This window comes from Streptomyces sp. NPDC044571 (assembly GCF_040647115.1).
Lineage (GTDB): Bacteria > Actinomycetota > Actinomycetes > Streptomycetales > Streptomycetaceae > Streptomyces.
Map to the genome: position 1 here is coordinate 89,412 of NZ_JBEZBN010000024.1, position 10,119 is coordinate 99,530.

10 protein-coding genes are annotated in these 10,119 nt (G+C 73.4%); 5 read left to right on the forward strand and 5 right to left on the reverse strand.

The window, feature by feature from the left end; genetic code table 11:
• From AB0B01_RS15620 to AB0B01_RS15630, 3 genes are all read right to left on the reverse strand, one after another.
• Nucleotides 1-1,392 carry an FAD-dependent oxidoreductase gene (locus tag AB0B01_RS15620; RefSeq protein ID WP_361718154.1) on the reverse strand — a complete coding sequence of 464 codons (1,392 nt, stop codon included), beginning with the start codon at nucleotides 1,390-1,392 and terminating at the stop codon, nucleotides 1-3.
• Nucleotides 1,385-1,642, reverse strand: a complete 258-nt coding sequence (locus tag AB0B01_RS15625; protein ID WP_361718198.1) for a ferredoxin — start codon at nucleotides 1,640-1,642, stop codon at nucleotides 1,385-1,387. The genes AB0B01_RS15620 and AB0B01_RS15625 overlap by 8 nt, the downstream gene beginning before the upstream one ends.
• Nucleotides 1,643-1,748: 106 nt before the next feature.
• Nucleotides 1,749-2,381 (reverse strand): hypothetical protein, encoded by a 633-nt coding sequence (locus tag AB0B01_RS15630; protein WP_361718156.1) that lies wholly within the window; start codon nucleotides 2,379-2,381, stop codon nucleotides 1,749-1,751.
• Nucleotides 2,382-2,618: 237 nt separating this feature from the next.
• Here AB0B01_RS15630 and AB0B01_RS15635 point away from each other — a divergent pair, with 237 nt between their 5' ends.
• Complete coding sequence (locus AB0B01_RS15635; protein ID WP_361718159.1) at nucleotides 2,619-4,673, forward strand: SpoIIE family protein phosphatase; 2,055 nt, start codon at nucleotides 2,619-2,621, stop codon at nucleotides 4,671-4,673.
• 64 nt (nucleotides 4,674-4,737) lie between these two features.
• Complete coding sequence (locus AB0B01_RS15640) at nucleotides 4,738-4,896, forward strand: hypothetical protein (RefSeq protein WP_361718162.1); 159 nt, start codon at nucleotides 4,738-4,740, stop codon at nucleotides 4,894-4,896.
• A 17-nt stretch (nucleotides 4,897-4,913) separates the two neighbouring features.
• On the opposite strand, the gene AB0B01_RS15645 is transcribed toward AB0B01_RS15640, so the two are convergent.
• Nucleotides 4,914-5,600 (reverse strand): DUF4230 domain-containing protein, encoded by a 687-nt coding sequence (locus AB0B01_RS15645; RefSeq protein WP_361718165.1) that lies wholly within the window; start codon nucleotides 5,598-5,600, stop codon nucleotides 4,914-4,916.
• Nucleotides 5,601-5,727: 127 nt separating this feature from the next.
• Complete coding sequence (locus AB0B01_RS15650) at nucleotides 5,728-6,087, reverse strand: hypothetical protein (protein ID WP_361718168.1); 360 nt, start codon at nucleotides 6,085-6,087, stop codon at nucleotides 5,728-5,730.
• Between the two features lie 402 nt (nucleotides 6,088-6,489).
• Here AB0B01_RS15650 and AB0B01_RS15655 point away from each other — a divergent pair, with 402 nt between their 5' ends.
• Genes AB0B01_RS15655 through AB0B01_RS15665 form a run of 3 tightly spaced genes read left to right on the forward strand, consistent with a single transcriptional unit; the run spans nucleotide 6,490 to nucleotide 10,003 of the window.
• On the forward strand, nucleotides 6,490-7,830 hold the full coding sequence (locus tag AB0B01_RS15655) for a uracil-xanthine permease family protein (protein WP_361718171.1): 1,341 nt from the start codon (nucleotides 6,490-6,492) through the stop codon (nucleotides 7,828-7,830).
• Nucleotides 7,831-7,853: 23 nt separating this feature from the next.
• The gene (locus AB0B01_RS15660) at nucleotides 7,854-9,296 is read left to right on the forward strand and encodes an amidohydrolase family protein (RefSeq protein WP_361718174.1); all 1,443 of its coding nucleotides are present in this window, start codon (nucleotides 7,854-7,856) and stop codon (nucleotides 9,294-9,296) included.
• The gene (locus AB0B01_RS15665; RefSeq protein ID WP_361718177.1) at nucleotides 9,293-10,003 is read left to right on the forward strand and encodes a sulfite exporter TauE/SafE family protein; all 711 of its coding nucleotides are present in this window, start codon (nucleotides 9,293-9,295) and stop codon (nucleotides 10,001-10,003) included. The genes AB0B01_RS15660 and AB0B01_RS15665 overlap by 4 nt, the downstream gene beginning before the upstream one ends.
• Nucleotides 10,004-10,119 lie beyond the last annotated feature (116 nt).

Here is a 10,119-nt window from a genome sequence, read left to right on the forward strand (position 1 = left end):
TCAGTGCCCGGCGGGGGTGAACGTCATCCGCCGGTCTGCCGGCGAATATCCGCTGAGGGTGATGGTGGGCCCGTGCGTGGGCACGGACGGGTCGGGGAAGTCGGCAGGCATCGGCTGCTGCCCTTCGGAGCGCCGGTCGACCGTGGGGAACGGCGGCGGGAAGGGCGCGGTCCGCTCGATCTGCTGCTCGTAGAACTGCAGCCACCGCGCGTTGTCGAAGGTGACGGCCCCGATGATGCGGCCCTGGTACCCGTACACCCCGGTGAAGCGGCGTTCGGCCCGCGAACCCTGGGTGATCATGATCTCCGTGCCCATCGACGGCACGCCGACGGACTTGATGTTCACCCCGAACTGGGACGACCAGAAGGCCGGAACCCAGATGTGCGGGCGCCGTTCGACGCTCTCGCTGAGCATGTTGTGCGCCGCCGTCTCCGCCTGGGAGACGGCGTTGCCCCAGTGCTCCAGGGACAGGAACTGGTAGCCGAACAGCGGGTGCGGGGAGCGCGCCACGTCGCCCGCCACGTAGATGTCGTCGGTGACGATGCCCCGGATGTCGAACGCCCGGCAGCCCGCGTCGCAGGCGATACCGCGCGGGCCGGCACCGAGGCCGGAGCCCAGCAGCCATTCGGTGTTGCGCTGCGCGCCCAGGGACACGACGACCACGTCGCACTCCAGCGTGGTGCCGTCGGAGAGGTGCGCGGCCCGGACCCGCCCGGTCGAGTCGCCCTCCAGCCCCGTGACCATGACCCCGGTCCGCAGGTCGACGCCGTGCTCGCGGTGCAGCTCGGCGGCGACGGCTCCGATCACCCCGCCCAGTGCGCCGACGAGCGGAGCGTCGCCCCGTTCCGCGACGGTGACCTCCAGCCCGCGCTCCCGGCACGCGGAGGCGATCTCGGAGCCGGTGAATCCGGCGCCGATCACCAGCACCCGGCGCGGCCCGGCGTCCAGCCGCCGGGCCAGGGCCGCGCCGTCGTCGCGGGTCCGCAGGACGAAGACGCCGTCGAGCTCCCCCTCGGCCTCGTTCGGCCAGCGCCGGGCCCGTACGCCCGTTGCGATCAGCAGCCGGTCGTACGGAACCTCGTCGCCGTCGGCCAACTTGACCGTACGGGCCGTCATGTCGAGCCCGCTGGCCGCAACCCCGAGCCGCCAGTCGGCGTCGAGGGCCAGCCGCCGGGGGAGGGCGGTGTGGTCGGCGCCGGCCTTGCCCAGCAGGACCTGCTTGGACAGGGGCGGGCGGTCGTACGGCTCGTACGGCTCGTCGCCGATCATGGTCAGCGAGCCCTTGAAGCCCTTCTCCCGCATGGTCTCGGCGGCGCGCAGCCCGGCCAGCGAGGCCCCCACGACGACGATCCGGCCCTCGCGCTTGAGCTGCTCCAGGCTTCCGTCAGGCACGGGACGCCCCCGGGGTGGGGGCGGTGGCAGCGGCCCCCGCGCCGCCCGGGGCGCCCAGGTCGATCTCGTCCACCATGATCGCCTGGACGGGGCAGGCGGCGGCGGCCTGGGCCACGCGTTCGCGCTGGGCCGCCTCGGCCTGGGGATCGTAGAGAAGTCCCTCGTCCCCGTGCATCGCGAAGACATCGGGTGCGAGGAACGCGCACTGCGCGTATCCCTGGCACCGGTTCAGGTCGACGACAAGCCTCAGCAAGGTGCGGTCCTTTCGGTGGCCCCCTCGACTCCCGGACCATCGTGCGCGGCACGGGCCGGGGCGGCCCGTCCGCCCGGGCCATCGGGGTGACGGCGGCGCGTTCTCAGGCGGAGCGGCGGGCCGCCCGCAGGATGTACAGGCTGATGACGAGGGCCCAGGCGGGGAAGACCAGCTCGGACCACGGCAGGGAGGAGCCCACCACCAACAGGACGAGGCCGGCCACGATCCCGGCGAGGCTGATGGGGCGCGGGAAGACGCCCATCCTGCGTCCGATGGTGGAGGTCGCGAAGACGAAGACGGCGGCCATCCGCAACCCGTACGTCGTGAGCAGCCCGTACGCAAAGTGCCGGCCGAACGCCTGCGGCTGGTCGGAGCCCAGGACGCTCCCGGCGGCCGCCGCGGCGCCGAAGAGGCAGGCGACGAAGACCAGCCCGCTGCCCAGGAAGGCGGTGGCGACGAACCGGTCCTCCTTCTCACCGGTGTGCGCGCGCAGCGCCCCCATGAACCACAGGAAGGCGATCCCGGCGAACGGCACGAGCTCCACCGCCGTGGCCACCGCGTTCCGCTGGCCCTGGTCCATGTCCAGGGTGTCGCCGCCGGCCCCGGAGGGCAGCCCGATCCGTACGAGCACGATGGCCGCCGCCAACAGGAGGGCGAAGACGATCCCCGCCAGTCCTGCGGCCCGCGGGGTCTCCAGGCTCTGCTGCCGGGAGGTCCCCGGTGGTCGCTGTCTCATCCGTCCAGCAAGCCGGGCCCGTGGCCCGTCGGCCAACGGGCGCACCCGGCCGGGTGAGGCGATCCGCCCGCCCGGCCCCGCGGGCGCGGGCGGGGGGCGGCTCCCGTCCCTGATGCCGGGGCGGCCGACCGGTGCCCATACTGATCGGGAGGGGGAAAGGTGCGGCGGGTCGCGCGAGCAGCCCGAGGCGGCGACGGTGCGGAAGTGCGGCGGATGGAGCAGGTGCCCTTCGATGACGTGACCACGAGCGCGGCCCGGGACGCGGGGGGATGGCTGGGCGCCCTGCCCGTCGCGGTCGTGGCCACGAGCGCCGACGGGCTGATCGTCCGCTGGGACCATGCCGCGGAAGACCTGCTGGGCTACCCTCCGCACGACGTACTCGGCCGGCACATCGCCGAGCTGCTCCATCCCGGCGCGGACCGCACCCTCGGCCGGTCGCTGTGGGAGGGCGCGGCCACCGGGCGCGGCGTGATGGGCACGGTGACCGCCTGGCACAGCGAGGGCCGCCCCCTGGAACTGGAGATCTGGGCCTGCCCGGTCCCGGCCCGCCACCGGGGCGGCACGACGGTCCTGGTGTTCGCCGTGGACGCGCAGGCGGCCCGGCGTATCCGCGGCTCCTCGGCGGTGTGGGACGGGCTGTTCTCCCGTTCCCCGGTCGGCATCGCCGTCCTCGACACCCAGCTCCGGTTCCTGCGGGTCAACCCGGCCCTGGAGGCGATGAACGGTCTGCCGCAGGCGGCCCACGTGGGGCGCCGCGTGGTGGAGATCCTGCCGGACATCAACGGCGCCGACATGGAGCGTGCGATGCGCCGGGTCCTGGCCACCGGGGAGCCCATCCTGGACTACCGCCGCACCGGCCGCACCCCCGCGGACCCGGAGCACGACCACGTGTGGTCGGGGTCGTACGTACGGCTGGAGGACGCCGAGCGGCGTCCCATCGGCCTGACCGCCACCTTGATCGACATCACCGCCCAGGAACAGGCCCAGCTGGAAGCCGAAGCCGGCCGCCGCCACCTGACCCTGGTCAACGAGGCCAATGCCAAGATCGGTACCAGCCTGGACATGGAGCGCACCGCCCAGGAGCTGGCCGACCTCGCCGTGCCCGACCTCGCGGACGCGGTCACCGTCGACGTCCTCGACAGCCTGGCCGGCGGCGGCGACCTCGGCGGCGGCCTGGTCGGCGGCGCCGCACTGCGCCGCCTGGGGAAGGCGCCCCTGACCGGTTCGCAGATCACGGCCACCCTCGCCCCGCTGGGCCGCACCCTGACCTTCCCCCCGAACGCCCCCTACACCCAGGCCCTCGTCGCCCTCAGCCCCTTCGTCATCGAGGAGCTCGACGAGCAGGCGATCGCCCCGGCCGCCCGCCATTCGGCGACCCCGCGACGGCTGTTGGAGCAGGGGGTGCACTCCTTCATGATGACTCCGCTGCTCGCGCGCGGTGTCGTCCTCGGGCTGGCGACCTTCTACCGCACTCGGCCCGTCGGCCCGTTCACCCCCGACGAGGTGTCCCTGGCCGGGGAACTGGCCTCCAGGGCGGCGGTGTGCGTGGACAACGCCCGCCTCTACAACCGCGAGCACGACACCGCCACCGTCCTGCAACGCAGCATGCTGCCCCAGCACATCACCGCGCCGCCGGGGATAGAGATCGCCCACCGCTACCTGCCCGCCAGCGACGTCAACGAGGTCGGGGGCGACTGGTACGACGTCACCGCCCTGGGCGGCGGTCGCGTCGCCCTCGCCATCGGCGACGTGATGGGCCACGGCACCGCGGCCGCGGCGGTGATGGGGCGGCTCTCCGCCAGCGTCAGGGCGCTCGCCCGCCTCGACCTCGCCCCGGAAGACCTGCTGTTCCAGCTGGAGGCGGCGCTGGAGGACCTGGCCGAACCGATGCTCGCCACCTTCCTCTACATCGTGGTCGACCCGGCGACCGGCCACTGCCGCGTCACCCGCGCCGGCCACCCCCCGCCGGTGAGCGTCGCCCCCGACGGCACGGTCCGCGTCCTGGACGTGCCGCCCGGCCTGCCACTGGGCGTCGGCGGTGGCACCGGCTTCACCACCACCGAACTCACCCTCGCCCCCGGCAGCCTGCTCGTGCTGTACACCGACGGCCTGATCGAGGCCCGGGGCGCGGACATCGACGAGCGCCTCGGCGAACTGACCGATCTGCTCGCCCAGCCCGTCCGCTCCCTCGACGGACTCTGCGACAGCCTCCTCACCCACCTCGTCCCGGCCGCGGCCGACGACGACATCGCCCTGCTCATCGCGTCGGTCAACCCCACTGGAACCGCCTGACTCCCTGCGGGCCGGACGCCGGATCACCAGGGTGGGAGCAGGATCCGGGGACGGGGGAGCACGGATGTCCACGTGGAACGGGATCGGCACGAAGGACCTGGGCTTCAGCCGTGCGCGCGCGGACGGCAGCCTGATCGTCATCGGCGGCCTGGTGTGGGTGGTGGGCCTCCCCTTCCTGCTCATCACGCTGTCCAGGCGCCGGCGCCGGCGCCCTCCGGGGTGAGGGGCGGACCTCCCGGCTCAGCCGTAGCCGACCGTCACCTGCCGGAAGCCGAGACTGCGCAGCAGCCGGTCGAGCATGGCCGTGGTGTTCTCCTCGGCGCGCGCCGCGAGGCCGCTGTCGCGGGCCGCCTCGCCGATGTGCTGCGCGGCCAGCCGTTGTACGGCCTGTTCTCCGGCGGGGTTGTCGGAGAAGAGGTCGCCGAGCCGGTCCAACAGGCCGCGCTGCTTCGACACGGCGTACGAGCGGTCCGGGTCGAGGGCGGCGGGGCCGAGCACCGCATGCGGGAGCCTGATCGCGGCCTCGGTGCGGTCCGCGTTCACCGTCACGCTCCGCTCGCCCAGCCCGCCCATGTCGACGTAGCCGCTGACCGTGCCGGCGCCGACGTACAGGGTGCGGGTCCCGCGGATCGCGTCCGGCAGGAAGGCCGCGTCCTTCTCCAGGTCGACGACCACCTGGAAGTTGCCGACGGCGCCCTCGTAACGGTGCATGTCCTGGATCGACTTGAGCAGTGCGGGACCGGAGCGGTCGCGGGTGGTGTCCCCACCGAACAGGTTGCCGAACCCGGGGATCAGGCTGAAGCGGGCGACGAGGACGAACAGCACCACCAGGGCCGCCAGGGCTGCGGCCACCCGCCCCCACCACGGAACCCCGCCCCGGCGCCGCGCGGCTGCCGGCGGGTCAGAAGAACGCGAAGAGGTGTCCATGCCCCGCGCTTACCCCGCCCTGCGCGGGTCCAGCTGCCCGGCACGCTCCGGCCGCCGGCTCGACGACAGCGGTGGGCCGGCCCGGCACCGCCGGGCCGGCCCTCGCAGTCCGGGTCGTGGGGGCGGTTCAGTGGTCGGAGTAGCTGAAGTCGCCCATGGTCCAGGCGCTGACGTCCTCGATGGCCACGCGGTACATGCCGCCGGTCTCCGGGATCCCGACCGTGCCCTGCAGGATCCTCGCGACGTGGAAGTGCAGATGCGTGGGCGGCCGGCCCTTGCTCGGGGAGGCGCTGAAGATGCCGGAGAACTCGCCCAGCCGGGCCGAGTCCGTCAGCACCTCGGACACGCGTTGCCGCCACACGGCTTCGGGAGCCAGCCGGCCGGTGATGACAGCACCTCCGGCGACTACGGTCAGGGACATCTGGTTGCTCTGCCCGGACTCCACGAGCGCGGCGATGTCAACGAGCAGTTCGTCAGGCTTCGACATGGAAGCCAAGTCTATTCACCCGCCGCCGCCACTCCGCCCCGGCCCGCGTCAACCCGTCGACGAAAAAGGGCCGTCGGCGCCGAGCCGTCCTCCGGGGCCTCGGCAGCATCCGTAAGCGGACGGGCAACATGCCCGCTTGCCGGGTCTATTGACGTGCCCCATGGGCCCTTACATACTGACGGCCAAATCGATTTGGCCCCGCTGCTGCGGCCCCCGTCCCGGGCCGTGCCGTGGCCATATCCGGAACGAGCTGAACGGAGCTCGCACGTGCCCTGGTCCCGTCCCGTGTCCCGCCGTTCTTCCCCGCCGGCGCCCCACCCCGCACCGGCCGAAGCCGATCCCCTCGCCGTACCGGCCCCAGCCGATCCCCGCCCCGCACCGGCCGAAGCCGAGCCCCACCCCGTGGATCAGGCCCGTCCGCTGGGCAGGATCCTGCTCTTCGGCGTCCAGCACGTCCTGGTGATGGCCGCGACCCCCATCTCGGCGATCTTCCTGATGAGCGCGACGCTCAAGCTCGACCCCCGGCTGACGGTCAACCTGCTCTCCGCGGCTTTCGTCCTCTCGGGGATCGGGTCGCTGATCCAGTCCCTCGGCCCCTGGAAGTTCGGCCCGCGGCTGCCATTCGTCATGCTGCCCGGCGGCGCGCCGCTGATCCTGTTCCTGGCCATCGCCGAACAGCACGGGCTGCGCACCGCGACCGGAGCCGTGATCCTCACGGCTGCCTTCTACTTCGTGGTGCTGCCGGTCTTCTCCCGTCTGCTCGTCTTCTTCCCCGCCCTCGTCATCGGCACGATGATCGTCATCGTCGGCGTCAACCTCGTGAAGGTCGGAGCGGTCCTCGTCACCGGCCGACCGGGGGAGCCGGGCTTCGCGGATCCCACGCACCTCGCGCTGGGCCTGGCGACGATCGGTTTCACCGTCGCCTTCTACCGGCTGTTCACCGGAATCCTGCGCCAGCTCGCCGTGATGCTCGGTCTCGTCGCCGGTACCGCCCTCGCCTTCGCCCTCGGCTCGGTCGACCTCGGCCGGGCGGCCCACGGCCCGCTGCTGAACGCCCCCCAGCTCCTGCCCTTCGGCTCCCCCCAGTTCAACCTGGTGGCCGCACTGCCCCTGATGCTCTACAGCATCGCCTCCATGGCGGAGGCGACGGGCCAGACCGTCATCAACGCCGAGGCGGTGGGCAAGCAGATCGACCGGCGCACCGACGTGCCCAAGACCATCCGGGGAGACGCCGCGGCCTCCCTCATCGGCGGCTTCTTCGGGCTGCCCCTGATGGTGACCAGCGGGGAGAACATCGGCATCGTCCGCGTGACCGGGGTACGCAGCCGCTACGTCACCGCCGCGGCCGGAGCCGTGCTGATCCTCATCGGCTTCCTGGCACCCGTCACCCGGCTGATCGCGGTGGTGCCCTCGGCGGTCGTCGGCGGTACCGCCATGGTCGTCTTCGCCGTGATCACGGTGCTCGGCATCCAGATGCTGGGCCGCGCCGACCTCGACCGCCACACCAACACCTTCGTCTGCGCCGTCGCCCTCGCGCTCGGACTGCTTCCCATCCTGGTCCCGGGTGTGTATGCGGGCTTCCCGCCGGGCGTACGGATCCTCCTCGAAAGCGGCGTCGCCGTCGGGGCGTTCACCGCGGCACTGCTCAACGTCCTGTTCCGGCACACGCGCCCGGGCCCGGCTCGCAAGCCGACGCCCGTACCCGAGCCGGCGACGGCCGACGCCCGGCCCGCGCACTCGTGACCCCCTCCAGCGGAAAGAGAAACATGAGCAACACGCTGTCCCCGGCCCTCCTCCGGGGAACCGGCCCGCGGCTGTACGTACCCGAGGTGGTGATCACACCCGAGGGAGCCCTCGACGCCCATGCCGTCGTCGTGGCCGACGGCTCCTTCGCAGCGGTCGGCCCCGCCGAGGAACTGGAACGCCGAAACCCCCGGCTGACGCCCGTACGACTGCCCGGCCACGTCCTGATGCCCGGCTTCGTCGACGCCCACCACCACCTGACCCAGAGCTTCGGGGCGGCGCTGGCCTTCGGTGAACCCTCGGAGATATTCCGCCGGGTGTGGGCGCCCCTGGAGGCCGCGCTGGACGAGGAGTCCGCCTACGTGGCGGCGAAGCTGGCAGCGCTGGAGGCACTGCGCGGCGGGTTCACCACCGTCGCCGACGCCGGGACCCGGGCCGTGGTGGACGTGGAGGCCGTGGCGTCCGCCGCACGCGACGCCGGCATCCGCTGCGTGCTCTCCCTCCTCTGCAACGACGTCGCCGCCCCGGAGCAGGCCACGGGCGCCGGGCACCCCGGTGCACCGAGCGGCGGCGTCCTCGCGGCGGCCGAGAAGCACCTCGCCCGTTACGCCGCCGACGACCTGGTCCATCCCTCCCTCGCGATCTCCGTCCCCGAGGCCGCGACGGACCGCACCCTGCACGCCACCGCCCGCCTGGCGGCGGAAGCGGACGCCGTCGTCCAGATCCATGTCAACGAGCATCTCGTCGCCGTCGAACGCTCCCTGGTACGGCACGGACTACGCCCCCTGGAACACCTGCACCGCGTGGGCGCCCTGGGCCCCCGGTTGCTGGCCGCCCACGCCACCCTCCTGACCCCCGGTGAGCTCACCCTGCTCGCCGACACCGGGACCGCCGTCAGCTACAACCCCGTGGCGAGCGCCTGGAAGGGCAACGCCGTCGCCCCGGCGGCCCTCATGGCGGAGCGCGGCATCCGCTTCGGGCTGGGGACCGACGGAACACGCGGTGATGCCTTCCGGCTGGTCGACGCGGCCGAGACCGCACAGCGCCTGGCCTACGGCCTCGCCTCCGGCGACTCCTCCTGCGGGGCCGGCTGGACCTGGCTGGAGCACGCCTCCCGCGGCGGGGCCGACGCCCTCGGCCTCGCCGACCGCACGGGCACCGTCAGCGAAGGCGCCGCCGCCGATTTCCTGCTGGTCGACATCACCACGCCCGAGCTGCGGTTGTCGTGGGACCTCCCCTGGGAGCTGGTCCGGCGCGGCAACCGGGACCAGATCAGCGCCGTGTTCGTCGCGGGCCGCCTGCGGCTGTGGCAGGGGTGGCCGCCCGACTGGGACGGCCCGGCCCTGGTGGAGCGGGCGGCCGAACTCGCCCGCGCCGTCGTGGGGCGGGCCGCAGTGACCCGTACGCATCCCACCTCCGCCGCTGCCCGCGCGGACCGCCGCATCGGGCGGAGCGTGGCGCGGTGACCACGCAGAGCCTGGTGGTCCTGGCGGTGACGGTCGCGGTGGCGGCATTCGTCCAGGGCGCCGGCGGACTCGGTTTCGCGCTGATCGTCGCCCCGGTGGCGGGCCTGCTGGACCCGGCCCTCGTGCCGGTGTTCGTCCTCGCGTCGATGATCCCGCTCAACGCGTACGTCGCCTGGCGCGAGCGGGCCAGCCTCGACCTGCGCGGGGCCGGCTGGATCACCGGGGCCCGGCTGGCGGCCACCCCGGGCGGGCTCCTGCTGCTGTGGGCGATTCCCTCGGGGCGGCTCGGCCTCTTCGTCGGGGCGGCCACCGTTCTGGCGGCGCTGGTGAGCCTGGCCGCCCCGGCCTTCACGCCCTCCCGCGGGGCGTACGTGGGTGCGGGCCTGGTGACCGGGCTGACCGAGACCGCGACCGGGGTCGGCGGGCCGCCGCTCGCCCTGGTCTACCAGCACCGTCCGGCCGCCGAGCTGCGGGCCACGGTCGCCGTGTGCTTCCTCGTCGGCGAAGCGGCCTCGCTCGGCCTGCTGTTCGCGACGGGACGGGCGGCCCCGGCCCAGCTGGGCCAGGCGGTGCTGCTGCTACCGGCCCTGGCCGCCGGAGCCTGGCTCAGCCGGCTGGTGCACCACCGGTTCGACGCCCGCCGGACACGGCTGTTCGTCCTGGTCTTCGCCCTGGTGTCCGGGGCGGTGCTCATGCTGGGTCCGTGACCCGCAGGGACGAGGCGCGGGGGACGAGGCGGGCGAGGCATCTGCTACCGCAGATTCGCCAAATGAGATGACGTCTTAGTGAGCGTTTCGTTCTGGTATCGGACGGTACGTGGTGC